Here is a 23335-nt window from a genome sequence, read left to right on the forward strand (position 1 = left end):
GAGTGGGTCCGTCCCCGGCGGGTTGGTCCGGCCCCGGTGCCGACCTCACGGAGGTCGGCCCGGTGCGGGACCGTCCTCATTCTTGTCCCTCGGATGTCGGACGCGGCGCGTCCCGGGTCAAGTCGCCCGTGCCGGGACAGATCGTCAGGGGCGGACCGGAAGGCCGAGCTCCTTGGCCAGGGTGTCGAGCTTCTCGGCCGCGCCCGGGTCGGCGGCGAGCGCCATCCGCGCGCGGCTCAGGACCTTGCCGGCCTGCTCGGGATCGCCGAGGGCGCTGTAGGAGCGCACCAGGCGCTGCCACTCGTCGACGCTGCCGCCCTTGGCCGCGAGCCGGCGATCGAGGCCGGCGACCATGCCGCGGATCGCGGCGTCGCGCTCGGCCGGCGGCATCGCCGACACCGCGGCGGCCGCCGATTCGGTCTCGGCGCGGGATTCGGGTGTCGTGGCGTTCAGGGCGGCCGGAGGCGCGGCGCTGCGCCCATCGCGCGCCATGCCGTCGGCCGGCCTGCCAGACAGGCCGAGGTCGCGCGCGCCCGCTTCCAGGCTCGCGAGCGCCGCGGGATCGGACTTCAGCGCGACGCGGGCGCGTTCCAGCACCGTCTGCGCCCGCTCGGGCTCGCCGAGCACGCCGCGGGAGCGGGCGAGCCGCAGCCACTCGTCGGCGCTGCCGCCCTTGGCCGCGAGCCGCTCGTCGAGGCCGTCGACCATGCCCTGGATCGCGGCGCGCTGCTCGGGCGGCAGCCCGGGGGCGGACTTCGACGGCGTCCCGGACAATTGCGGTGCGGGCTCGCCCTTGAGCCGCGCCAGGTTCTCGCGCACCAGCCCGAGCCAGGGCGCGTCGGCCGGGCTCGTGTCGTTCAGGGCGGTGAGCTGGCGGATCGCTTCGGCCGTGTCGCCGTTCTGCTCGGCGGCACGGGCGAGGTAGAAGCGGGGCTTGGGCGCCTTCGGGTCGAGGGCGAGGGCGCGGGTGAGGGCGGCCTTGGCCTCCTCGGGCACGATGCCGTTGCCGGCCGCCACCATCGCCTCGCCCCAGTCGGACAGGGATTCGGCGGTCTCGCCCTTGATCCGGACGATCGCCGCGTAGGCCCGCGCGGCATCCTCGAACCGCCCGAGCCGCATGTAGACCGGCGCCAGCACGGCCCAGCCCCGCGCGTCGTTCGGGTCGGCGGCCAGCCGCGCCTCGATCTGGCCGACGGCCTTCATCAGGTCCTGCGCGCCCGACTGCACCGCCTGGCGGTCGGCCGGCGTCTGGGCCGGCAGGTCGGGCGAGCCGTAGAGGCCGTAGGCGAGCAGGGCGACCAGGGGGATCGTCGAGAGCGCGAAGGCCGAGGCCGCGCGGCGCTGGCGCAGGCGCGGCTCGGCCACGCTCGCCTCTCCGGGGCCCGGCGCGCGGCTCGCGCGCAGGAGCCGGCGGGCGGCCTCGGTGCGAGCGGATTCCGCCTCCGCCGGGGCGATCAGCCCACGATCGAGGTCGCGCTCGATCTCGGCGAGCTGGTCCTCGTAGAACGCCGTCTCGGTGACGGTGCCGGCCGCATCGGGGACGATGGCGACGCGGCGCGACATCGGCCAGAGCAGGGCCAGGACGGCCGCGGCGGTCATGCCCGCCAGAATGAACCAGATCGCCGTCATCGCACCTTCGAAGCGGTCCCGGTTCGCGCAAGGCGAGGCCGCGGCCGCTCCATCCCTTCGATTGATAAGACGGCCCCCGCTGGAGCCGAATGGCCGTGCCGCCGATGGTAGAGAGCGGGCACGGGCGGCACGATGCCCGCCCTCGGCGTCACGGTGTCACGCAAGTTTTTCGCGATGACAAGGGCGGACGGGACGAGAGCAAACAGGGCAAGGGCGACGGGACGGGAGCGACGGGGCGGGGGCGGCCGCCGCCACGGCCGCAGGGCTCAATGCCCGGCGGCGCCCTTGGGCACGTCGCCCGGCACCTCGAGCACGGCGCGCAGGCCGCCGAGCGCCGCCTGCTCGAGGCGGAAGCGGCCGCGATAGAGCGTGGCGAGGTCGGCGACGATCGAGAGGCCGAGGCCGGAGCCGGGCTTCGATTCGTCCATCCGCCGCCCGCGCCCGAGCACCGCCGAGCGCGCCTCCTCCGGCAGGCCGGGGCCGTCGTCCTCGATCGCCACGAGAAGGTGGGGATAATCGTGGGCATCCACCGCCTCGGCCCGGATCGCGACGCGGCCGGCCGCCCATTTCGAGGCGTTGTCGACGAGGTTGCCGACCATCTCCTCGAAATCCTGACGCTCGCCGCGGAAGCGCAGGCCCGGCGGCACATGGACCTCGTAGGCGATGTCCTTGTCGCGATAGATCTTCCCGAAGGTCCGCACCAGGCCGGCGAGCGCCGGCTCGACGTCGGTCGAGGTCCCGAGCGTGCCGGCGAGCGCGGCGGCGCGCGCCCGGTCGAGGTGGTAGTTCACCTGGTCGCGCATCACCGCCGCCTGCTCGCGGATCTTCTCGGCGAGGTCGGCCGGGGCGTCGGAGGCGCCGACCTCGTTGACGATGATCGAGAGCGGCGTCTTGAGCGCGTGGGCGAGGTTGCCGACCTGGGTGCGGGCGCGCTCCAGGATCTCGCGGTTGGTCTCGATCAGGAGGTTCACCTCGCCGGTGAGCGGGGCGATGTCGCGCGGATAGGTGCCGGTGATCCGGTCGGCCTCGCCGCGCCGGATCGCGCCCAAGGCCGCGCGCATCTTCTTCAGCGGCGCCAGGCCGAAGCGGATCTGCAGCAGGGTCGTCAGCGCGAGCGACAGGCCGAGCAGGCCGAAGGTCATGAACAGGGAATTGCGGAAGCGCTCGACGTCGTTGACGATCTCGTCGGCGGGGCCGGCGACGCGCACGGTGTAGCGCCCGTCCTCGCCGAGGTCGACGTCGCGCTCGATGATGCGGAGCAGCCGGTCGTCCTGCGCCCGCCCGTAGCCCTGGCGGATCTGCCCGACCCCCGCCTTGCCGTCGGGATCGGTGGCGGGCTTCAGGGGCACGCCGACCAGGGAGCGCGAGGTGCGCAGGTCCCGCGGCCGGGCGTCGGGCTTGCCGACCTGCCAGTACCAGCCCGACAGCGGCAGGTCGAAGCGGGGGTCGCCGAGCGTGAAGGCCCGGCTCTCGGTGTCGCTCGGGGTGACGAGGTCGGTGGCGAGGTTGTTGGCGAAGACCAGCAGCCGACTGTCGAAGGCCCGCTCGGTGGTCTCGCGATACAACGTCGTCAGGATCCAGGCGGCGATCAGCAGGATCGCGGAGCTGGCGAGCAGCGCCGAGACGGCGAGCCGCACGGCGATCGAGCGACGGCGGAGCGAGAACAGGCTGAGGACGGCGTTCATGGGTGGCGCATGCTGCGGCACGGGCGGCGGGACCGACCGCCGGGTGGGATACCGTGATCCGGCTCGGCGGGAAGGCTTCCCCTCGAGCCGACATGACGGTCGCGCTCGGTCGTAGCCCGCTCCGTCACACCCGTGCCGGCGGCTGGCTCGGGTCGACCAGGTAGCCCAGCCCGCGCACCGTCTGGATCAGGTCCACCGCGAGCTTCTTCCGCAGGCGGCCGACGAACACCTCGATGGTGTTCGAATCGCGGTCGAAATCCTGGTCGTAGAGATGCTCGGTCAGCTCGGCGCGGGAGACGACGCGGCCGGTGTGGTGCATCAGGTAGGAGAGCAGCCGGTATTCGTGGCTCGTCAGCTTGATCGGGTTGCCGTCGACGAACACCCGCCCCGAGCGGGTGTCGAGGGTGACGGGGCCGCAGGCGATCTGGCTGGTGGCGTGGCCGGCGGCGCGGCGGAGCAGCGCGCGGACGCGCGCCATCAGCTCCTCCATGTGGAACGGCTTGGTGACGTAGTCGTCGGCGCCGGCATCGAACCCGTCGACCTTGTCGGACCAGCGGTCGCGCGCGGTGAGGATGATGACGGGGGTCTTGATCCCGGCGCGGCGCCACTTCTGCAGGACGCTGACGCCGTCGGCCTTGGGCAGCCCCATGTCGAGGATGATCGCGTCGTAGGGCTCGCTCTCGCCGAGGTAGCCGCCCTCCTCGCCGTCGAAGGCCTTGTCGGCGACGTAGCCCGCCTCCTCCAGCGCGCTGACCACCTGCCGGTTGATGTCCCGGTCATCCTCGACCACGAGCAGACGCACGGATCACCCTCCCTCGAGCGACGGCCTTCCCGGCCGTCAGTACTGGCCCGCCACTTGGCCGGTCTTGGCGTCGACCATCACGTGCACGAAGTGGCCGTCCCGACGCAAGGCGGTCAGCATGTAGACGAGGCCGTCGGCGTGGCGGCACAGGCTCGCCCGCTGGATCTCGGCCCGCGGGATCACCGTGCGCGCGGCCTTGATCGCCGTCACCGGCGCGATCACCCGGCGCTCGGACACCTCCTCGCGCATGTCGGCGGGCGACAGGCACTCCTCGACCCGCAGCTGCGGCGGGCCGGGCGCGGCGACGGCCGGGGCCGCCTCGCGGGTCTCCTCCGCCGATATGCCGAGGCCGCCCGCCGCAAGGGCCGCGGCGGTCAGGCAGATCGCTGCGAGGGCGAGGGGGTAGCGCATGGGGAGGGACTGTCGGCCCGAGGCACTGAATGCGCCCTGAATGCCGCCGGCCGCGGACCCATGGCCGGGGCCGTGCGGGCGGAGGGTGGCTCGGGCGGCGGCGGGTCTCATCGAAGGTCCGTGGGAAGCTGCGAAGCGTTACGGCCGAGAACCGCAGCGGTTCCATCGCGCCCCGTGCGATCCACGGGGATGCGCGTCCGGCCGCCGCCGGACGGAGCGAGGATCGGCGACGAAGAGGCCATGCGCGACGACTGTCGAACGCCGAGGCCGTCGGTAGTTTATGCGCGAACCCGCCCAACGAAGACGCAGATGGCGCCCGAAGCGGCGGCCGAAGACCGCGAACGACCCAGCGCACCGCGGAACCAAGTTTGTAAATCGATTATTCTACTCTCGGTTGTATTCATCATGCGCGGCGGCTTCGGCCGCCCGCGTGAGGCGGGACCTGTCATGGCGATCGATCCGAACCACCTGTCGCAGACCGCGACGCTGACCTTCGCCGAGGAGTTCGACGCGTTCACGCCGTGGAACGGCACGACGGGCCTCGACACGGTCGGGGCGCCGCAATGGTCGACGAAGGTCCGCGCGACCGGGACGATGCCATACAACGATGAATTGCAATATTACGTCGCCGGCGCGGACGGCGCCGCGGGCGGCACGGCCGGCCTGCCCGACCCGTTCCAGGTCTCCGACGGCGCGCTGACGATCTCCGCCGCGCCGGCCGCCCCCGACATCCAGGGTTCGATCGAGGGGCAGACCTACACGTCGGGGATGATCAACACCTACCACAGCTTCAGCCAGACCTACGGCTACTTCGAGATCCGCGCGCAGCTCCCCGCGGCCCACGGCATGTGGCCGGCGTTCTGGATGCTGCCCGCGGACGGGAGCTGGCCGCCGGAGCTCGACGTGATGGAGATGGTCGGCGGCGACCCGAACACCCTGCGCAACACCGTCCACAGCCAAGTCTCGGGCAGCCAGCGGGTCGACGCGACGCATTACCTGGACGAGGCGAACGTCGCCGTGCCGGACATGACGTCGGGCTTCCACACCTACGGCGTCGACTGGGAGCCCGACACCATCACCTGGTACTACGACGGGCACCCGACCTTCCAGGTCGCCACGCCGGCCGATCTCAACAAGCCGATGTACCTGATCGCCAACCTCGCCGTCGGCGGGGCCTGGGCCGGCGACCCGGACGCGGCGTCGGCGCAGATGACGATCGATTACATCCGGGCCTATGCGAGCGCGCCGACCGCGGCGTCGCCGAGCGACACCTTCCACTTCCGCGACGCGAGCACCGGCGACGACCTCTACACGACGAGCGCGAGCGAACGGGCCTACGTCGCGCAGAACCTGCCGTCCTACACCGCGGAGGGCGTGGCCTGGATGGCGCCCGCCGCGAGCGCGGACACGGTGGACGTGTTCCGCTTCGTCGATACGCGGACGGGCGAGCACTTCTATACGGCGAGCCCCACGGAGCGCGACCACATCGACGCGATGATGCCGAGCTTCCACGACGAGGGCGTGGCGTTCCAGGCCTATGCCGACCCGGCGCTGGCCGGCGCCGACGCGCTGACGGTGCAGCGCTTCCTCGACACCGCGACCGGCGAGCACCACTACACGGCCGGCACCGCCGAGACGGCGGCCTTCGAGAAGGCCCAGGCCGGCGGCAGCTGGGTTCACGAGGGGGCGGCCTTCACGGTGCACGCGCCGTCGCCCGGAATGCTGGACCTGTGACCCTGCCGCAGGTCACCCGGAACGGGGTGATCGCGTCCGGCTGGCGCTGGCGGAAGACGGTGCGCTGAAGCCAGTTGCAGGCGGCCGACGGGCTCTCAACCAGGATCGCGGGGCCGCAGGGGAAGTCGGCCGGGATCTCGGTCTCGATGGTCTGGGGCCGGCCGTCGCGGTCCCAGGGCGGCGCATCGAAGGCGATCTCGGGGAGCATCACCCGGCGCCCGTCGGCGCCGAGGCTCTGCAGGCGGCGCGTGACGTGCAGCGCGCATTCGGCGCCGTAGGCGATCACCCGCGTCTGGCGCAGGGCGCCGCCGGGCGCGACCTCGGGCGTCAGCAGGTCCGTCGAGCGGACGCGGTAGGGCCCGTGCCAGTCGCCGGCGGTGTAGGAGACGAAGGCGCACAGCGCCAGGAACAGGCTCCCGCCGACCGCGTGGTAGAGCCGGGTGAGCCAGCGGTCGAGGGCGGCGCTCATCGCAGATCTCCCCGGAACAGCCGCCAGATCTGGCGGACGAGCGGCAGCCGGTCGATCCCGAACTGCGCCAGCGCGAAGGCCGTGACGGCGACGGCGACCGCCGCATGCTTCATCCGCCGGTAGTACCGGGCCAGCGCCCGCCGCTCGATCCGGTCGTCGATCACCGCGTCGAGGGCGGCGAGGCGGTCCGGCGTCTGGTGCCGGATGAAGCTGCGCCACTCGGTGCCGAACCGGACGACCAGCCGGTCCTCGTCCGGCTCGGTCGCGGCACGCTCGGCGTAGGCGCGGCGGATCAGGGTCTCGCCGAGGCCGTCGTCGGGGGGCGGCAGCACCCGGCCGACGCCCTCGCCGATCGCCGCGAGGGCCGCCCGGCGGCAGGCGGGGTCGCGCTCCGCCGGGCTTCGTGGTGTCGCGTCCATGCCGTCCCTCCGCGGATGCCAGCGTGTCGTTCGAGCACCCGCGTGGGCGTCCCGGCCGCGGACGGGGCCGTCGCTCCGGCGCTATCGCGCCGCGAGGCCGGCGGCGGCGAGGGCCGGCGCGAGCGTGTTGGCGGCGGTCGCGCGGTCTTCCAACGCGAGGCGGCGGAACACCTTCTCGGCGATGCCGGGCAGGCCTCCGGCGGCCTTCACGACGAAGCCCGGCACCTGGTCGGACGCCCGCTGCACCGCCGCGGCGATGACGGCCGAGCCGACCGGCACGGTGAGCACCTGCCCCTTGGCGGCGCCGGCCACCGCGTTGAGCGCGTAGTCGGTGACCCGGCGGACCATGCCCTCCACGACGGACTTCGACAGGACGTAGCCGAGCAGCGGCGCGAACCGGGCGATCAGCCCGGTCGCCAGGGCGACGAGGAGCGGCGTCAGCACCGCCTGCGCCGTCGTGGCGAAGCCGACGATCCAGTCGCCCCAGGGCAGCACGACGGCGCCCCCCGCCGCGGCGAGGGCGGGCGGGGCCGCGAGGCCGATCGAGAGGGCACCGGCGAGCGCCGGCGCCGCGGAGAAGCGGGACATGGTCGAATCCTTCGGCTGGGGTTGCGCGGCTGGACCCGGCCGGCACGGGATCTGGGATCGGGCGCGGCGGATCAGGCCCGGGCCTTCGCCGGCGCGGCCGCCGCGGCGAGCCAGGCCTCGATTCGGTGCCGCAGCCGCGCGAGCCGACCCGGCCGCGGCACGGTCGGCACCAGGACCGGGGTCGCGACGCCCGGGTCCGTGACCGCGGCGACGGGGGCCGCGATCCGGAGCCGCGCGGCGTTCACGGTCGGGCGCGGCAGGGCGACGGCGTAGGCGGTGACGAGCTGCTCGGCCTCGGCGCGGCGGCGGGGCAGGATCGCCGCGGGCTTGCGCCACAGCAGCAGCGCGTCGGCGGCACCGGCCGCGTCGCCGGCGTTGATCCGTCTCAGGACGGTCGAGCCGGCGAAGGCCGCCGGGCCGATGTTGTAGCAGAGCGAGACGAGGGCATCGAAGGCGTGCGGCCCGACCGCCGCCGTCAGGCCGTCGCGGACCGCGGCGACGTAGGTCGCGACGTCGCGCGCGAAGATCGCGTCGCACTCGGCCGCGGTGATCGCGAGGCCGGGGACGACGCGGGGGCGCCCCGCCGCGGAGGTGTGGCCGACGCCGATGGTCCAGACGCCGACGGAATCGCGGTAGGCCGTCAGCCGCCGTCCCTCGCGCGCGATGAGGCACGCCTCGCCGATGGGGGTGAGATTCATGGGGATCTCCGGGGCGGGGAACGGCGGACGGTGCGGCGGGCGCCCGGCCTCAGCCCAGCTGCTGCGCGCCGAAGGACGCGTCGGCCGCGGCCACGTAGCCGTCGGCCCCCGTGAACCGCACCCAGACCTCGACGCCGTCGCCGGCCGCGAGCTTCAGGGTCGTGGCGAGCGACAGGGCGGTGACCCCGTCCACCAGCGCACCGGTCGCGGCGGCGCGGCCGCGCCCGGCGGGGGCGCCGTTCCGGTAGAGCTGGACCTCGAAGGCCGTCGGCGCGCTCGCGTTGTTGCGCTTGTAGGTGAGCATGGCCAAGACCCGATAGAGGCCGGCCTCGGGGGCGGTGAAGCGGTTCGTCGCGGCCGCGAACGCGCCCTGGTCGTTGCTGTCGGCGATGTTGAACTGCACCTTCGTCCAGGCGCCGGCCGGGACGTAGTTGTCGAAGCTCGTGGTCGCCGCCGCCATGGCGAAATTGCTGATCCGCGCCCAGCCCGTGCCGGTGTACCACTTGAGCGCGGTCGCGGTGCTGTCGGCGTAGAGCTGCCCTTGCGCGAGCCCCGTCGTCGGGTCGGCGGCCAGCGGCGCGAGGCGCACCGCCCCGCTGGCCTCGACGGCGAACGCCTCGGCTGTGGCCGTGGTGCCGGCCGGCGTGGTGCGCAAGCTGATCCGCGTCGGCTGCGACGCGTCCGACCACGCCTCCGAGGCCAGGAAGGCGACCTGCACCCGCGGCGCCGACGCGTAGCCGGAGGCGCCGTAGCCGTATGCGGAGAGCTGCCCGATCGCGGCACCCGGCGGGAGGGCAGCCGGCGCGGCGGCGCTCCCGGCCGCGGCCCGGAAGGCGAGGTGTCCCGCGGCGTTGGCGCCGTAGCCGTCGAGGACGAGCCGCGGCGTCGTCCCGTCGGCGCCGGAGACCCGCAGCACCGTCTGGGGCGGCGCGTCGGGAAGCGCGCCGGCATGGGTGCCGATCTCCACCGGCCCGGCGATCCGCCCGAGGGCGAGCCGGCCGGTCGCCGCCGAGACCGAGAGCGCGGTCGAGAAGCTCGCGCCGTCCGGGCTCACCTTCAGGGCCACGTCGTCGGCGCCGAAGGTGCCGAGCAGCGCCCGCGTCGAGAACCCGGTCTGGAACGCCAGGCCGGCATCGCGCGCCGCCGCCTGCTTGTTGAGGGTGAGCCGCACGCTGCCCGAGCCCGGCGTCGCGTCGTCCCAGGAGAGCAGAGCGGCCTCGGACTTCACCGCCAGCCGGTTCACGGCGTCGGCCGCGGTGCCGATCCCGAGGCGGGCGAGGTTCTGGAGGCTCGCCAGGGTGGCGCGGAAGCTCGTCCAGGCGCTGCCGGTGAAGATGTAGAGGTCGCCCTCGTCGGCCACGAAGGCGAGCCAGCCCGGTCGGGGCGCGAGCCCGACCCAGACCCCGTCCCGGAAGCAGGCGACCTGGCCCGACAGCCCGGCCCAGGCCCCGGTGGGCGCGGCCGCGACGACAAGGTAGCGGTCGCCCTCGACCGGGGCGGCCGGCGGCGCGGCGAGGTCCTTGTCGAGGCAGGCGAGCTGCACCAGCGCGTCGAGCTGCACCAAGGCCTCGTTGTGGGTGACGTGCTTCTGCGCCTGGTTGGCCGCGATCAGCGGCAGCGCGAGGTTCTGCGTGGTGTCCGGCATCGGCGGGCTCCGTCGAGGGATCGAGGTGTCACCCCCGGCGCACGGCGACGCGCGCGCGGGTGGCCGGACCCGGCCCGAACACCGCCCCGACCTGCGCGACGGCGATGTCGAGCACCGCCTGCGGGCCGCCGAAATCCGCGGCCTCGTCGGCGTAAAGCAAGCTCGGCCCGGCGGCGGCGAGGCTGCGAAGCCCGTGGCCGTCGGCGGCGAAGACGGTGACGGCGTAGGCCTCCACCGCCTCGTCGAGGGGAATGTCCGCGACGTCCCAGCTGTCGGCGTCGCGGCGCGCCCGGCGGATCCACGACAGGCGCACGCCGCCGGGCTCGCGCCGGGCGCGGAGGTGGACCGGGCTCGACGGCGCCAGCGCCGCGAGGCCGGCGGCGGCGAAGATCTCGACGAAGCACGGGTCGCCGGGATCGCGCGAGGCCGGGCCGATCCGGTAGCGGAACCGGCGCCCGGCCTCGTCGAGCCGGTCGACGAGGGGAATCACCGCGCCGTCGTCGAGGCGCACGATCAGGCTTCCGGCCGGGGCCGGGCGCGATGCCGCCGCCTCGCTGCCGGCGAGCCCGCGCAGCAAACGGCCGAGACGGAACGTTTCGGGCCCGACGAGCACGGCCTCCTGCGCCGCGATCACCTCCACGCTGCCGTCCGGCGCGATCACCGCGAACAGGTTGCCGCCGGCCAGCATCGCAGGCAGGTCGAGGCTGCCGAGCGCGCCGGCGTTGCGCAGGGTCGCGTCGAGGCGCGTCGCGCGGTCGAGACGCCAGAGCGGCCCCGGGGGCAGCGCCGTCAGCGTCCGCCCGAGGCAGGCCGGGTAGTCGGCGGTGCCGTGGAGCGTCAGCGGCGCGCCCGCGCCGTCCGAGCGCCAGATCGCCAGCGCGCCGGGCCACGGCTCGGCGGTCGCCGCGAGGTACTGAAGCGCGGTCGGGGTTCCGCGGTCGGCGGGCAGGTCGAGGGCGAGCGCGAACGGGGCGCCGGCGAGCAGCGGAGGCCGGACGGGCCGGGTCGTCGACGCGCGGCGCGCCGGCCGCGTGCCCGGCCCGTGCAGCGGCACGCCGCGGGTCTCGAGCCGGCGGCCGGCCGGCCCGTCGTCGATGCGCACGATGCGCTGGAGGCCGGCCGGCGTCGCCAGCAGATCGCCGGGCTCGAGATCGAGGCGTCGCGGGCTGAGCGTCAGCCCGGCGGTGTCGCGGCCCGCGATGGCCCGGTCGAGGAGCGCCTCGGCAAGGTTTTCTGCGGTCTCGCGCCGGGTGACGACCGCCACCTCGATCCGGGTCTCGCGCCGCCGGCCGCCGGCCGGCCGGATCGCGGCGGCGGACGCGCGGCGATAGTCCGGGTTCTCGGAATCGGTGAAGCCGATCTCGATCGAGCGCGGCAGGCCGCTCTCCTCGGCGCGCACCCGGCGCAGCGGCGCCTCGTCCTCGGAGACGCGCACGAGGTCGTCGTCGGCGATGATCACCGCCGCCTCGCGCCGCGGCCCGCGCAGCCGCAGGGTGCCGGCGACCGCCGACACGTCGAGGCCGTAGAGCTGCGCCAGCGGCTCCAGGGCGGCGCGGGCCGAGAGCGGCCGGTCGATCACCGCGCCGTCGAGGTAGGCGGCGGCCTCGATCGCGATCGGCACGGCGACGCCGAGGTCGGACAGGATCCGCTCGATCAGCCGGTCGAGGTCGCAGCCCTCGATCCGGCCGGTGATCCAGTGGCCGACCCGCCAGTTGCCTGCATCGGCCCAGACCGAGCCCTGGTCGGGAAAGGCCGGGTAGGGCCGCGCGTCCCAGGCCCAGACGAAGACCGCGCCCGGGTCGACCATCGGCCCGCCGTAGACGGGCGAGAGCGGGTTGTCGGCGGCCGCGAAGCCCGCCGCGACGGGATCGAACCGCGACAGGATCGCCTCCAGGCCGCGCAGCTGGATCAGCTCGTCGCGCAGGCCGCGCGAGGCGGGCGGAAAGGCGCTCTCGGAGGATTTCGGGTCGGGGAAGACGTTGGGTCCGTTGGTGCCCTTGTCGACCGCCGGCACGCCGATCTCGGTGAGCCAGATCGGCTTCCCGCGCGGCACCCAGGCCGTGGCGCGGGTCTCGACCCCGCCCGCCCGCTCGACGTGCGCGCTCGACCACCAGCCGACGAGGTCCTTGGGCCGGAACGTCCACGGCTTCCCGTAGGCACCGTCGGTGATCGGGCTGCGGCGCTGCGCGGCGCGGGCCTCGTCGTCGGCGTAGTACCAGTCGAACGCCTCGCCGCCGCCGAGCCGGGCCTTGAGGAAGCCGCGGTCGTAGATCGTGTCGGTCTCGGCGAGGTCGGCCTGCGCGGGCGTGTCGCGAAAGTCCGAGATCGGCGGATAATAGTCGATCCCGACCGCGTCGATGCTCGGGTCGGAAAACAGCGCGTCGAGGGGGAAGCGCACGCTGGCGCCGCCGTCGCGGACCTGGGCGCCGTACTCGGTCCAGTCGGCGGCGTAGACGAGCTTCACCGACGGCCCGAGCCTCCGGCGCACCGTTCGGGCGAGGTCGATCAGCGCCGTTGCCGCCGGGCAGGTCTCGCCCGCGCCGCGCACGCGGGTGAGGCCGACGAGCTCGCTGGCGAGGACGAAGCCGGAGAGCGGCGTGCCGGCGGCCGCCCAGCCGGCCGCGAGGTCGGCATAGTGCAGCACCTGCCGGCGATAGCCCTGCGCGCCGGCGAAGTAGGCCAGCACCTGCGCCTCGGCCGCCGCCGTCCCGTCCGGGCTGCCGGGCTGGCCGGGGGCGGGATCGCAGGTGATGCGGCCGCGCCAGGGGTAGGCCGGCTGGCCGACGCTGCCGGGCGCGTAGGGATCGGGCAGCGCGTTGCCGGCGGCGACGTCCATCATCACGAACGGGTAGAGCACCACCGCGAGGCCGCGCCGGACCAGCTCCGCCACCAGGCGGCCGAGGCCGGCATCGGAGGGCGTGCCACCATAGGCCGGCGTGCCGTCCGGCGCGGCGGAGACGGGCGCGACCTGCGTGCGGTCGAGGCCGGCCACGAGCCAGCCGTCGCCGGTGGTCGCCTTGTCGCGGATCTCGACGCGGGGCGCGACCGTGCAGTGCCCGGCGCGCAGGTCGTCGCCGAACCACGCCACCACCACCGCGATGCGGGCGAGGTTCGGGCACAACGCCTGCAGCGCGTCGAGCGACGCGACCACGTCGGTCGCCGCCTGGAGCTGGAACCGGTTGGCGGCCCGCGTCCGGCCGAGGCCGAGATCGACCGTGACCGGCATCGGGTCGAGGCCGAACTCGGACGCGCCGGGGATCAGGTTCACCGCGCGGATCAGCGGCGCGACGCCGTTGACCGGCCGCACCACCTCGAAGGCGAATTGCGGGATGCGGTTGCCGTAATCGGCCAGGGGCAGCCCCTCGAACACCACGTAGGCGAGGCCGCGATAGGCCGGCGCGTCGGCGCCCTCCTTGGCGACGATCAGCGGATCGGGCGCCTGGTCGGCCGCGCCGGCATGGACCCGGCAGGTGATCGCGGTGCGGTCGAGCTCGATCCCGTCCGCCCAGATCCGCCGGACGAGGGCGATCTCGCCCTCGCACAGGCCGACCGCGAGGTTGGCGAAGTAGGCGTAGCGCGTCCGCACGGTCTTCTGCCCGCCGCCGCCCTTCGCCGGGGAGGACGCCCGCTCGACGGCCGTGTTGGCGACCTCGAGCGGCCGCGTCGCCCAGATCAGGGTGCCGCCGAGTTTCGCCCGGCCGTAGACGCGCGGCACCGGATCGCCCTCGGTCGAGGACAGGCCGGCGACGTCCGACAGCCGCGGCCCGGCGACGAAGCGCGGGCTCGTCCCCGCCCCGAACAGGGCGCCGTCGAGCCCGGCCCCCGCCGCCGCGCCGGCCACCCGCCCGACCACGCTCCCGATCGGCCCGCCGAGCGCGGTCCCGACCGCCGCCCCCGCCGTGGACAGGATCAGCGTGGCCATGGCGGGCTCCGTGGGACCGAGCGAGCCGCGATTGCGGCTCATACAAATTTTTGTATAGTCTTGGGGATCGTTCTGCGTCGTGAGGCCCCGACATGGCGGATCGTGCGAAGGCGGTTGTGTTTCGCGGTGGTTCGCTCGACGACCTGCCTGGCTTCCCCCGCGACGCGCGCCAAGCGGGCGGGCACCAGATCGATCGGCTCCAGCAAGGCTACGAGCCGGACGATTGGAAGCCGATGGCGACGGTCGGGCCGGGTGTCCGGGAAATCAGGATCCGAGAGGCGAATGGGGCGTTCCGGGTGATCTTCGTCGCGAAGCTCGCCGATGCGATCTTCGTCCTGCACTGCTTCCGGAAGACGACCCAGAAGACCGCCCGCGGCGACCTCGCGGTCGCCTAGCGGCGCTAAGCGCAACTGATCGAGGAGATCGGGCGATGAGCGACGAAAACCGCTTCGAGAGCGTCTGGGACGCGATCGAGGATACGCCGGCCCAGGCCGCGAATATGCGCCTGCGGTCGCAGCTCATGATGGCCCTTCGCGACCACATCGCGCGCGAAGGGCTGACGCAGGTCCGGGCCGCCGCGATCCTCGGCATCACCCAGCCGCGGGTGTCGGACCTGATGCGCGGGCGCATCGACCTGTTCGCCATCGAATCGCTGGTCACCATGATCGCGGCGGCGGGCCTGCAGGTCGAGCTGCAGGTGGCGCGCGCCGCCTGACGGATCGCGCCACGCCCTCACCCCGCCCCCGGGAAACGGAACACCCCGACCAGGTGCCGCCGCCACCACGGCGTGAAGGCCACCTCCGTCACCGCGGCGCGGTCGTGGGCGTGGATCATCCCGGCCTGCGTGGTGATGGCGCAGTGGCGGGCGGGCAGGTGCGCGCGGAAGGCGAAGAGCAGCACCTCGCCCGGCGCCGGCCCGTGGCGCGCGAGGTCGGCCGCGACCGGGACGAGGTGGCGGGCGGCGGCCTCCGTCAGCGGGTCGGTGCCGGGGGCAGCCGATTCCGCCCAGGTGCCGGAATAGGGCGGCGGCGCCTCGGGCTCGTCGCCCAGAAGGCCGCGCCAGACGCCGCGCAGCAGGCCGAGGCAGTCGCAGCCGACGCCGATCAGCGAGGCCTGGTGCCGGTAGGGCGTGCCGAGCCAGAGCCGGGCCTCGGCCGCGACCGCGGCACCGTCGAGCGGGTCGCGCATGGGGCGTCCTTTCAGCGGAACAGCGAGCCGCCGTCGAGGCCGGGACCCGCGCCGGGCGCGTAGCGCACGACGAAATCGTTGCCCGGCATGTGCGGGAAGCCCTGGAAGTTCAGGGCGTTCGCGAAGGTGCCGCGGCAGGTGGCGAGGCGCTTGTCGCAGCCGGCGACGAGGGTGAAGGCGTCGCCCGGCGCGATGCCGCGCGGCGGCGCCTCCCACAACTCGATCAGGGTGCCGAGATGCGTGCGCACGTCGCCGGACAGGCCGGCATTGGCGCCCGCGGTCCAGCTCAGGCGGCCGCCGCTGAACAGCCCGTCGGCGAAGGTACCCGCGACCGCCGCGGACAAGGTGCCGGGCTCCGGCAGGCCGTCGACCGTGCCGTCGGTGCGGAACCGCGCGACGTCGACGCCGCAGCGGGCGTCGCCGAGGTCGGCGCCGCAGGTGGCGCGGTAGCTGCGGCCGCGCTCGGCGTCAAGCCGGTCGGCCAGGCCCCGCACCTCCGCGACGAAGGCGTCGCCCGCCCGGCGGATCTCGCCGAGCGTGCCGACGTCGAGCAGCAGGCGGGTGTCCGGGTCGGTCCAGTCCACCAGCCAGGTCTCGATCCCGGCGCCGTCGTAGAGGCCGCCGGCGATGTCGGCCTCGGTCAGCCCGAGGCTCGCGAGCGCGCCGGAGACGTCGCCGCCGGAGACGGCGAAGCCAAGCTCGGCCGCGGCTTCGGCCGCTTCCAGCCCGGTGCGGGCGGCGTAGGTCAGGCCCGCCACGGCGAGGTCGCGGTCGTGGTCGGTGAAGCCGAGGGCGACGCCGTCGCGGCGGCGCAGGGCCCAGCATCGGCAGAGGGTGGTGACCCCGCCGGCGCGGTGGGCGGCGAAGGCGGGCGGCAGGTCGCGCATGGTTCCGAACTCCCTACGGCACGATCTCGACGAGCGGCACCTTCGGGATCTCGCCCGCGGCGAACGCTTCGAGGTTGACGACGAGGTCGTCGGTGTCGAACCGGACCGGCACGTCGAAGGCGAAGCCCGCGGTGATCACGGCGCCGGCCGCCGGCACCGAGCCGGCGCCGAACACGACCAGCCCGGTCGCGGGATCGCAGGCGAAGCCCGCGGCCGCCACTTCGATCCCGGCGACCGCCACCCGCACGCTCCCCGCGACCGGCTTGGCGATCGTCCGCCGGTAGGGCGTCGGCCCGGCGCCGTAGGTCTTCGCCAGCGGGAAGGCGGCGGTCGCGCCGTCGCCGATGCCGAGGCGCTGGTCGGTCGGCGCCGGCACCCGGCCCGGCGGCCCGGAGCGGAAATCGGCCCGGTCGCGGTAGCGGAAGCCGTAGAGCCGCCCGCGCCGCTCCTCGAAGAAGCTCAGAACCGCATGGAGCGTGTCGAGCGAGCGGATGCCGAAGCCGGCATCGTAGCGCCGGCGCGAATCGGCCCAGCGGCTGTTGCGGTGCTCCCGCCCCGAGGCCAGCGTGACGATCTCGGTCAGCCGGCTCGGGCCGCCGCTGCCGCGCAGCGCCACGTCGAGGGGAAAGGACACCTCGTGGAAATCGTCCGGCATCGGTCCTCCTCCGATCATAGCGCCCGCTGGCCGCGCGCCACGGCGCGGGCGAGGCTCGCGGTCACCTGCGCCTCGGACTTGCGGAACGAGGTTGCGTCCGGCGTGGCGATGTTGACGGTGACCGCGACGGGCCGGCCGCCCGATCCGGCGCCGACCCCGAGGCGGCCGTCGGGGCCGCGGCGCAGCGGCAGGATCGCCTCGGGGCCGGCCTCCCCCATCAGGCCGGTGCCGCCGCTCATCGGTAGCTTATTCGAGTTGATCAAATAGTAGGCGGGGCTCTACCAGATTCGACTTCACGCGAAGGTCTTACACGAACGAGAAACAAGGGATGTTTGCCTGGCCTTGGTGAAAGCACGTGATACGCCGTCGCAAATCAGCGAATTGCCTATCGCCTTGTGACTGCAACCGCGACGGCAACCGAGCTACCGTAGTGCGATAGCTGTGAATGGCGGTCGCCAGCACAAAAGTGTACCTGCCCCTTAGATTCTTTGCGGTAGCCAGGAACATCCGCTTTCAGGCTCTCAAAACGCAGTTTTAAACGACTGGGTAAGGTGAAATGCGGTTTAGCTACACTCAGTCAAAAGATGTCTCCCAAGCAGCCTATCGTGTAGCCCCCCCCCCTGAGCATCGGCCGGCTTTGTCAATCAGGATCTGTGCTGTCTTGGAATTAGTCGGCCCGATGTGTTCTGGGCTGCAGGAGGAGTAGCCCCGCAGACCAAATCAGCGAGACCAGGAAGCCTCCGGAGAGAGCTGCCGCGGCGCCGTACGGTCGGCCAAGCAAGTGCAGCGTGAGTAGCGTCAGCCCGAACCCAAACACGCCCCGGATCGTGATCCCCGCCAATCGTGCCATCGCCGCTCCTCCGACGCGGCGATGCAGGATCACGAACGTACTTGTGAGGGTGACGGGGTAGGCGGCGACGACACCGGTGAGCGACGGCCCCAGGGCTGTGCTGAGGGCCAGCACGGCAGAGACGAACAGGGCGACGGCAACCGCCCGCACCAACAAGTCACGAGCGCTCGGTCTAGCGACGGAAGCGCCAGGTGCAAGGGTTCCCGGTCGGGCGGGCCGGGCGAGGATCAACCCGGAACCGTAGACGGTAACGTTCAGTAGGAACGCCCTTCCCGGTGTCCAGGAGACTACGGATATGGCCATGGCTGCGGCGATCCAGACCAGCGCCGCAGGACCGAGCGCTGACACAAGCGCTCGATCCATGGCGCGTTTGGCGTAGACGATCAGGAACAGGCCCGTGGCGGCGTTCGCCGCAAACCCGTTGAGGGCCGCCGCCGAGACGAAGGCGGCGTCGTGTTCGAGGACCATGAACACGTAGACCGGCCCGGCCGTGACCGGCAGACTGATAATCAACGCGCCCCAGACCGGTCCGCGCATTTCGGCCAGCACGGATGCGAGCACCACGACGGTCCCCGCGGTCAACGCCCGAACGAGCGCCGCGACCCAGATGGCGTCCAACATCGCCCCCCATGACCCGGTTAAGGGTGCCGCCGTTGGGCCTGCTTATCCCGCTCCGCGCTCGGAGGGATACCATCAGAATGCTTCCTGAGACGGAAAAACGGATCAGGCCAGGGGCAACGAGCCCCCCGCCTTGTAACTATGGTCCGTTCGGCCAGCAGACCAACACTCGGCATTAAAGCACGTCTCGTGCAGAGCAGAACTCACTATACTGACGAATAATGGCTGCTTTCGGGAAGCTCCAATGATAATGCGATCGACCGAGTTGGGTCGGGAGTAGCAGTGCCACTTTTATGCAGGTGACAAACGTCTCAATTCCGAGAATTGGATGACTCGGGAATTATGCACCTGCTTAGTACCTGTGCTTTCCTGCAAGGGCGGTCGCTCTTCCCTACTCGCATACACATAGGGAAAACGCTGCTAAGCTCTTGATTTTCCTACAGTTGCAAGAGTCTCCGCTGCGACACGAACTCTTGCGTCGTTTAAGCAGCGGCGACAGCCGGCATCCAAGCGACCCTACGGTTCGACGAAGTCGCGGGGGGATTTAAGTTCCGGACAAGGCGGCGTTCAGGCCGCCGCCTCGATTGTCAGCGGCGCCTTGATGTCGGCAATGGCCTGGAACTCGTCGAGGAACTCCGGCCGGTTCTGAACGAGGTAGCGAACGACGCGGCCGTTGCCGAGTAGCTTAGACAGGTAGCCGCGCACCACGGTTAGTTCCAGGTTGTCACGGCCGTAGGTCTCCTCGATCGACGTAACCGCTTCCTGCAGCTTGGCGAGCTCGCGATCCATCCGCGCCAGCGTCTCGGGCGTCACGCCCTTGACCGTCTTGCGCGTCCCACCGTCCACCAGACCGGATTGCGGGGTCATGGCCAGGATCGCGTTGGCGTAGTTCACCGTGTAGTTGTTCGCACCGACCATTAGTTCGGCGGTTTCGATCTGACGGATAGGCCGCATCTTCTGCATCGTCTCGAAAACTGCGATGGGGCACTGCTTGTCCCGCAGGAGTGACACGGCCTCGTCGCAGATGCCGTCCAGCATGCGCACCCTGCGACGGACGCTTTCGGGGCGGACGCAAAGCGCCGCCGCGATCTTGTCGGCAGACACCCCGCGCTCCATGGCACGTACGATCATCGCCCGTTCCTGCACCACGGATAGGCGATTGATGCGCCGGTTATAGGTTAACGCCTCGTCATCCGTGGAGACGAGGCATTCCACCTCGGTTCGCTCAAGGTCTTTCAGAACCTCCACCCGCAGGTGTCCGTCGAGGAGCAGGAAGAAGCCAGGCATCTTCCTGTCGCGAGCGACGACGGGAGACTCGACGAGACCGATTTCGCGGACGGACGCGGCGATCTGGGTATACTTTTGACTGATTTTCACCGTGGGGCGCAGGGCCTTCACCGGCAGTAGCGAGGCGAGGCTCACGTTCACGAGGTCCGGCTCGAACGCAAGTGAGAATGGGCAGGTTGGAACCGGAGCGATCATGACGGCCTCGCTGTCAGGCGTTGATGAAGGTCGAGCGGCATGGTCGCAAGCCCCTCGGCGCGAAGCAGGTTCACGAAATTTTCGTCCGATCTGAGGACCCGCAACGCTTCGACCGTGAACAGGAGGCGGGTCTGTGTGACCTCGGCCTTCTTCACCAGGAGCCGTTTCTTGTCCGCCTCCTGATGGTACATCCGCATCAAGGCCTCAGTGGACATGGGGCGCCTCACTCCGTCCTTTCGGCCGTAGGCGCTCTTGGACAGCCCGCGCCCGCTCCGACGCCGCGCTTCGAGGAGACGGCGCGCCTTGGCCAGCTTGCCTCCCGACAGCTTGCGCTCCGAGTAGGCCTGCGCAAGCAGAGCCTGCTCCCCCTCGTCGTCGGAGCGAGCTATCTCCAAGGCGACGCTGACGGGAAGGATCCCCGTCTCGACCGCCGCGATAAGTCGCTCCTCGCCACGCTCGATCAATCCGACGATCATGTTCACCCACTGCTGAGTGCACCCAATCTTCTTCGCGATCTGTCCCTCGTCGTATCCGCGTTCCTTGAGGCCAGTGATGTCGTGCAGGAGGTCGACGGGTCGATGGTGGCGACGGGCGCAGTTCTCGACGATGCTCATCACGAGGCAGTCGCGCTCATCGGCCTCGATCACGATGGCGGCCACCTCGGTCTGACCCAACCGAACGCAGGCTTCGAGCCGCCCCTGCCCGCAGACGAGGCCATAGAACGGCATGCCATCCTGATCCGGTAGGACCGTCGCGGTCACCGGCCGTTTCAGTCCGACTAGGGAGATGCTCTCTACGAGCTCCTCGAACTTGCGGCGGTCGCGCATTCTCGGGTTCAGGACGGCGACCCGGTCGATCGGGATCATCCGGACGCATCGGTTCGTTTGAATAGTCATGCCGCATCCTCGAAGGGCGCTCGAGCGCAGAGCGCGAAGAACGTGTCCAGGGTCTCGAAGCGGTAGGCGTCGAGCGAGAGGCCGTTGCGTTCGGCGAGGCGAAGCCGGGGATCGGTCATGTCCACGCCGGGAAGCAGGTAGTGGTCGAGCACCGTCGCGTTGCCGTCATCCATTCGGATCGCGACCGTGATGTCGGGCGCCAGCACGGCGTCCAGACGGATGCGCCAGCGCAGGGAGCCAGCCGGCGTTTCCCGGCATCGTGCGATCACGACCGAGGCCGTGAACTCGCCGTTGACGGTCAGGAGGTCGCTGACAGGATCCCGTTCCGCGGACCCGCCTACACGTCGAATACCCTCCATCACCATGGCGACAGTCTCCGGATGCATCCGGCGTAGCGTCCGGTTGACCTCGACGTACCGATAGTCGTGCTCCGGCTCGTAGCCGATGAGGGTGTAGGCCCGCAGCAGGCTGCCGAACCTCCGCCGGTACACGCTGCTCGACGGCAACTCTCCCCGCTCGTCGATGGCCACCCCCGAGAGCGCCCCCTGGGCCTGCAGGAGACTTCGTAGGAGGTCGAGCAACTGGGCGTCGTCGTACCGACGGCTGCGAGCCTCGACGATGGCACGCGCACGCTCGAACCAGATCTCCTCCACCAGCGGCTGGAAGGCGTGCCTCGCCCGAACCCACATCCCGGGGGCGTTCACGACGCGGCGTTGCTTCAGCTTGAAGGATCGCCGGTTGAAGACGTTGTTGCCGACGTACTTCTCGTTGGTCAGGACCTGGTGCACCGTGCCCCGGGTCCAAGGATGCCAAAGGTCGGTCCGGACGCCCTCGTGGTTGAGCGTGGCTGCGATCTCGGCTTCGCCGCGGCCGTCCTCGACGAACATGCGATACATCCGACGGACGGTACGGACCTCCTCGTCGGGCCCGGGCACGAGGATCACGCGGTCGGTCTGGAAGCTCTTTCGCTGACCGATGACGAGCTCTCCCTTTGGGACGCCCGCCTCGTCCACCAGCAGCCGTCGTAAACCGAAGCCTGCCATGCCGCCCTGGCGGAACCCCCTCTCGACAAGTCGGCACTGGCCCGCGAACACCTTCACCGAAAGCTCGCGGCTGTGCTCCCGCGCCATGACGCGCTTAACCGCCTTGAGGAGGACCGAGCTCGTCGTGCCGTCGTTGTCGAACTGCTCCGCGCAATAGTGGACCTGGATGCCGGCGCGCGAGCACAGGAACTCGTAGTGGGCGCTCTCATCCGCGTCCTGGAACCTGCCCCAGCGACTGATATCGTAGGCGAGGATCGCCTGGAAGTCGGCAGAGCCGGAGGCGACGTCGGCCATCAGGCGCGTGAGACCCTCGCGTCCGCCTAGCGTGAGGCCGCTGCGCCCGGCATCCTCGTAGACCCTGACGACCTCGAAGCCCCGTACTTCCGCGTACCTTCGGATTTCGGCCAGCTGGTTCTCGATGGAGAACTGCTGGGGGTCGGTCGACATCCGGACATAGGCGACGGCTCGGGTCGATCCCCGGGTCCCTGTATCCCCTGCCACTTCCTTTCGATCCATTCCGCCACGCCCCGCAAGGGTTCGGGCTCGGCCCCGCATCGGGTCCGTTACCCAGATGCAACAAGAGCGCGTGGAGGCTGGAATGTCTTTTCCGAAGAAGGGCAATTCTTTTCATGGCGGTACGGACGGAAACCCCTCATACGACCATGCGGACACGTTCGCAGAGATGGTCTCTGCGGTACTGCGCCGCTCGGTGGGCGGCCGCCCCTCGGCGGTGAAGCTCGTGGCGCGGTGGACCGGTGCACGCGAGCGAACGGTCAAGAATTGGTTCGCTGGTTCATGCGCACCGAAAGGGGACCACTTCCGCGACCTTGTGCGGCACTGCCCCGAGATGCTGGATGCGTTCTTGGTGTCCGTTGACCGGCAGGACCACCTCGCCCTCGCCAAGGTCATTCAGGTTGAGGCCGCGCTGCTGGACGCCCTAGCCGCCATCGCGAGGCTCAAACAGTAGGCAAACCGTTCGATCGCTGAAAGATCAGGATGGATGTTGATGCATGCTAGCCAGCAGCAAGCCTGGTTAACAAATCTTTACTGCGAAGTTGATTGCGCGAGTGGGTTTCGCGATAGCGCCGCCGATCCTTGCCATTGCGATCGGATCCTTGAAGGCATGCAGGATCAAGTTGCCTAGGTGCGCCAGCGATCTCTACACCTACGTGATCGAGTACGCCAGCAGGAGCAGTGCGTTGGCTATATCCGGTACCCCCGCCGAACACGTGAAGCTCGTCACCGACTTGGCCGGCAAAACGAGCTCTTACGACGTTCCTCACCGACTGCATAAGCTGCATGATGCATCCGCTGCAGATTTCAGAAATGTCAGCACGAACGGTGTAGTCAGGCGGCGACGAGCCTATCAGATGTTGCGCATTGCGAGGGTCTTTTATCCCACGAAGATCCCTGCACCGGATCTCGAAGCTGTGGAGTTCACAAAAATCTACCTTCTGGCCGAGAAAAACGAAAAGGGATGGCCTTCACGGCAGCCCAAGACGATTTGCTCGCAGATTGTGCTGCCCAGCATACACCCGAAGATCATGAAAAACTGTGAATGACTGCTTGCGGGGACCCTTACGCGGGCTTTACGGCTGAGGCGGGCCGGAGGCGGAATGTTCGCTTTGAGGCACGTGGCTAACTTCCGCTCCCCAACCACTTCGGACGCCGCTGATGGAAATCTACTTTCCAAGTCGACCGCCAGAACCCTGCG

Annotated in this window: 22 protein-coding genes and 1 pseudogene; 5 read left to right on the plus strand and 18 right to left on the minus strand. The window is 71.2% G+C overall.

The genetic code is table 11. The features are described from left to right. Nucleotides 1-144: 144 nt before the first annotated feature. From ccmI to MKK60_RS14955, 4 genes are all read right to left on the minus strand, one after another. Nucleotides 145-1629 (minus strand): c-type cytochrome biogenesis protein CcmI, encoded by a 1485-nt coding sequence (gene ccmI, locus MKK60_RS14940; protein ID WP_243986852.1) that lies wholly within the window; start codon nucleotides 1627-1629, stop codon nucleotides 145-147. A 266-nt stretch (nucleotides 1630-1895) separates the two neighbouring features. Then, nucleotides 1896-3314, minus strand: a complete 1419-nt coding sequence (locus tag MKK60_RS14945) for a sensor histidine kinase (protein ID WP_147729508.1) — start codon at nucleotides 3312-3314, stop codon at nucleotides 1896-1898. Nucleotides 3315-3438: 124 nt separating this feature from the next. After that, nucleotides 3439-4116 carry a response regulator transcription factor gene (locus MKK60_RS14950; protein ID WP_147729507.1) on the minus strand — a complete coding sequence of 226 codons (678 nt, stop codon included), beginning with the start codon at nucleotides 4114-4116 and terminating at the stop codon, nucleotides 3439-3441. Between the two features lie 36 nt (nucleotides 4117-4152). Next, entirely contained in the window at nucleotides 4153-4527 is a 375-nt protein-coding gene (locus MKK60_RS14955; RefSeq protein ID WP_147844218.1) for a PepSY domain-containing protein, read from the minus strand. A gap of 447 nt (nucleotides 4528-4974) precedes the next feature. Between MKK60_RS14955 and MKK60_RS14960 the strand changes: the two genes are divergently transcribed. After that, a complete protein-coding gene (locus tag MKK60_RS14960; RefSeq protein ID WP_243986853.1) occupies nucleotides 4975-6261 on the plus strand; it encodes a family 16 glycosylhydrolase in 1287 nt (428 codons plus the stop codon). Here the strand turns inward: MKK60_RS14960 and MKK60_RS14965 are convergent. The 6 genes from MKK60_RS14965 to MKK60_RS14990 all read right to left on the minus strand — a co-directional run bounded on the left by MKK60_RS14965 (nucleotide 6221) and on the right by MKK60_RS14990 (nucleotide 14002). Further along, a complete protein-coding gene (locus MKK60_RS14965; RefSeq protein ID WP_243986854.1) occupies nucleotides 6221-6730 on the minus strand; it encodes a hypothetical protein in 510 nt (169 codons plus the stop codon). The genes MKK60_RS14960 and MKK60_RS14965 overlap by 41 nt on opposite strands. Next, nucleotides 6727-7149: a hypothetical protein gene (locus MKK60_RS14970; protein ID WP_243937274.1), complete on the minus strand. Its 423-nt coding sequence runs from the start codon at nucleotides 7147-7149 to the stop codon at nucleotides 6727-6729. The genes MKK60_RS14965 and MKK60_RS14970 overlap by 4 nt, the downstream gene beginning before the upstream one ends. A gap of 81 nt (nucleotides 7150-7230) precedes the next feature. Further along, nucleotides 7231-7737 carry a hypothetical protein gene (locus MKK60_RS14975; RefSeq protein WP_147844812.1) on the minus strand — a complete coding sequence of 169 codons (507 nt, stop codon included), beginning with the start codon at nucleotides 7735-7737 and terminating at the stop codon, nucleotides 7231-7233. Nucleotides 7738-7808: 71 nt separating this feature from the next. Beyond that, complete coding sequence (locus tag MKK60_RS14980) at nucleotides 7809-8435, minus strand: lysozyme (RefSeq protein ID WP_243945578.1); 627 nt, start codon at nucleotides 8433-8435, stop codon at nucleotides 7809-7811. A gap of 49 nt (nucleotides 8436-8484) precedes the next feature. Next, nucleotides 8485-10080, minus strand: coding sequence for a DUF2793 domain-containing protein (locus MKK60_RS14985; protein WP_243986856.1), 1596 nt, complete (start codon nucleotides 10078-10080; stop codon nucleotides 8485-8487). Between the two features lie 28 nt (nucleotides 10081-10108). Further along, complete coding sequence (locus tag MKK60_RS14990; RefSeq protein ID WP_243986858.1) at nucleotides 10109-14002, minus strand: glycoside hydrolase/phage tail family protein; 3894 nt, start codon at nucleotides 14000-14002, stop codon at nucleotides 10109-10111. A gap of 92 nt (nucleotides 14003-14094) precedes the next feature. On the opposite strand from MKK60_RS14990, the gene MKK60_RS14995 reads away from it, so the two are divergent. Continuing rightward, nucleotides 14095-14397, plus strand: a complete 303-nt coding sequence (locus tag MKK60_RS14995; RefSeq protein ID WP_243945575.1) for a type II toxin-antitoxin system RelE/ParE family toxin — start codon at nucleotides 14095-14097, stop codon at nucleotides 14395-14397. A gap of 35 nt (nucleotides 14398-14432) precedes the next feature. Next, nucleotides 14433-14717 carry a helix-turn-helix domain-containing protein gene (locus MKK60_RS15000; protein ID WP_243986859.1) on the plus strand — a complete coding sequence of 95 codons (285 nt, stop codon included), beginning with the start codon at nucleotides 14433-14435 and terminating at the stop codon, nucleotides 14715-14717. Nucleotides 14718-14734: 17 nt separating this feature from the next. Here MKK60_RS15000 and MKK60_RS15005 read toward each other — a convergent pair whose 3' ends face one another. The 8 genes and pseudogenes from MKK60_RS15005 to MKK60_RS15040 form a co-directional block, all read right to left on the minus strand. Further along, a complete protein-coding gene (locus tag MKK60_RS15005; RefSeq protein WP_243945572.1) occupies nucleotides 14735-15190 on the minus strand; it encodes a peptidase P60 in 456 nt (151 codons plus the stop codon). An 11-nt stretch (nucleotides 15191-15201) separates the two neighbouring features. Continuing rightward, a complete protein-coding gene (locus tag MKK60_RS15010) occupies nucleotides 15202-16077 on the minus strand; it encodes a DUF2163 domain-containing protein (RefSeq protein ID WP_243986860.1) in 876 nt (291 codons plus the stop codon). A gap of 13 nt (nucleotides 16078-16090) precedes the next feature. Next, nucleotides 16091-16732: a DUF2460 domain-containing protein gene (locus MKK60_RS15015; protein WP_243986861.1), complete on the minus strand. Its 642-nt coding sequence runs from the start codon at nucleotides 16730-16732 to the stop codon at nucleotides 16091-16093. Between the two features lie 14 nt (nucleotides 16733-16746). Further along, a pseudogene (locus MKK60_RS15020) lies at nucleotides 16747-16974 on the minus strand (phage tail tape measure protein); the annotation flags it as partial. A gap of 425 nt (nucleotides 16975-17399) precedes the next feature. After that, nucleotides 17400-18203, minus strand: a complete 804-nt coding sequence (locus MKK60_RS15025) for a hypothetical protein (RefSeq protein ID WP_243986862.1) — start codon at nucleotides 18201-18203, stop codon at nucleotides 17400-17402. Between the two features lie 564 nt (nucleotides 18204-18767). Then, nucleotides 18768-19682 (minus strand): plasmid partitioning protein RepB C-terminal domain-containing protein, encoded by a 915-nt coding sequence (locus tag MKK60_RS15030; protein ID WP_243986863.1) that lies wholly within the window; start codon nucleotides 19680-19682, stop codon nucleotides 18768-18770. Continuing rightward, nucleotides 19679-20548, minus strand: a complete 870-nt coding sequence (locus tag MKK60_RS15035; RefSeq protein WP_243986864.1) for a plasmid partitioning protein RepB C-terminal domain-containing protein — start codon at nucleotides 20546-20548, stop codon at nucleotides 19679-19681. The genes MKK60_RS15030 and MKK60_RS15035 overlap by 4 nt, the downstream gene beginning before the upstream one ends. A gap of 26 nt (nucleotides 20549-20574) precedes the next feature. Further along, nucleotides 20575-22137, minus strand: coding sequence for a recombinase family protein (locus tag MKK60_RS15040; RefSeq protein ID WP_279604111.1), 1563 nt, complete (start codon nucleotides 22135-22137; stop codon nucleotides 20575-20577). 82 nt (nucleotides 22138-22219) lie between these two features. Here MKK60_RS15040 and MKK60_RS15045 point away from each other — a divergent pair, with 82 nt between their 5' ends. Together MKK60_RS15045 and MKK60_RS15050 are read left to right on the plus strand one after the other, a co-directional pair. Beyond that, entirely contained in the window at nucleotides 22220-22588 is a 369-nt protein-coding gene (locus MKK60_RS15045) for a hypothetical protein (RefSeq protein ID WP_243986867.1), read from the plus strand. Between the two features lie 202 nt (nucleotides 22589-22790). Then, entirely contained in the window at nucleotides 22791-23183 is a 393-nt protein-coding gene (locus tag MKK60_RS15050; RefSeq protein ID WP_243986869.1) for a hypothetical protein, read from the plus strand. Nucleotides 23184-23335: the final 152 nt, after the last annotated feature.

The sequence above is a fragment of the Methylobacterium sp. J-092 genome (assembly GCF_022829325.1).
In the GTDB taxonomy this organism is placed as follows: Bacteria; Pseudomonadota; Alphaproteobacteria; order Rhizobiales; family Beijerinckiaceae; genus Methylobacterium.

Bases quoted from the DNA above. Each gene is read 5' to 3' on its own strand.
- ccmI (WP_243986852.1), bottom strand. From the start codon at position 1,629: ATGACGGCGATCTGGTTCATTCTGGCGGGCATGACCGCCGCGGCCGTC.
- MKK60_RS14945 (WP_147729508.1), bottom strand. From the start codon at position 3,314: ATGAACGCCGTCCTCAGCCTGTTCTCGCTCCGCCGTCGCTCGATCGCC.
- MKK60_RS14955 (WP_147844218.1), bottom strand. From the start codon at position 4,527: ATGCGCTACCCCCTCGCCCTCGCAGCGATCTGCCTGACCGCCGCGGCC.
- MKK60_RS14960 (WP_243986853.1), top strand. From the start codon at position 4,975: ATGGCGATCGATCCGAACCACCTGTCGCAGACCGCGACGCTGACCTTC.
- MKK60_RS14965 (WP_243986854.1), bottom strand. From the start codon at position 6,730: ATGAGCGCCGCCCTCGACCGCTGGCTCACCCGGCTCTACCACGCGGTC.
- MKK60_RS14970 (WP_243937274.1), bottom strand. From the start codon at position 7,149: ATGGACGCGACACCACGAAGCCCGGCGGAGCGCGACCCCGCCTGCCGC.
- MKK60_RS14975 (WP_147844812.1), bottom strand. From the start codon at position 7,737: ATGTCCCGCTTCTCCGCGGCGCCGGCGCTCGCCGGTGCCCTCTCGATC.
- MKK60_RS14980 (WP_243945578.1), bottom strand. From the start codon at position 8,435: ATGAATCTCACCCCCATCGGCGAGGCGTGCCTCATCGCGCGCGAGGGA.
- MKK60_RS14985 (WP_243986856.1), bottom strand. From the start codon at position 10,080: ATGCCGGACACCACGCAGAACCTCGCGCTGCCGCTGATCGCGGCCAAC.
- MKK60_RS14990 (WP_243986858.1), bottom strand. From the start codon at position 14,002: ATGGCCACGCTGATCCTGTCCACGGCGGGGGCGGCGGTCGGGACCGCG.
- MKK60_RS14995 (WP_243945575.1), top strand. From the start codon at position 14,095: ATGGCGGATCGTGCGAAGGCGGTTGTGTTTCGCGGTGGTTCGCTCGAC.
- MKK60_RS15000 (WP_243986859.1), top strand. From the start codon at position 14,433: ATGAGCGACGAAAACCGCTTCGAGAGCGTCTGGGACGCGATCGAGGAT.
- MKK60_RS15005 (WP_243945572.1), bottom strand. From the start codon at position 15,190: ATGCGCGACCCGCTCGACGGTGCCGCGGTCGCGGCCGAGGCCCGGCTC.
- MKK60_RS15010 (WP_243986860.1), bottom strand. From the start codon at position 16,077: ATGCGCGACCTGCCGCCCGCCTTCGCCGCCCACCGCGCCGGCGGGGTC.
- MKK60_RS15015 (WP_243986861.1), bottom strand. From the start codon at position 16,732: ATGCCGGACGATTTCCACGAGGTGTCCTTTCCCCTCGACGTGGCGCTG.
- MKK60_RS15025 (WP_243986862.1), bottom strand. From the start codon at position 18,203: ATGTTGGACGCCATCTGGGTCGCGGCGCTCGTTCGGGCGTTGACCGCG.
- MKK60_RS15030 (WP_243986863.1), bottom strand. From the start codon at position 19,682: ATGATCGCTCCGGTTCCAACCTGCCCATTCTCACTTGCGTTCGAGCCG.
- MKK60_RS15035 (WP_243986864.1), bottom strand. From the start codon at position 20,548: ATGATCCCGATCGACCGGGTCGCCGTCCTGAACCCGAGAATGCGCGAC.
- MKK60_RS15040 (WP_279604111.1), bottom strand. From the start codon at position 22,137: ATGGATCGAAAGGAAGTGGCAGGGGATACAGGGACCCGGGGATCGACC.
- MKK60_RS15045 (WP_243986867.1), top strand. From the start codon at position 22,220: ATGTCTTTTCCGAAGAAGGGCAATTCTTTTCATGGCGGTACGGACGGA.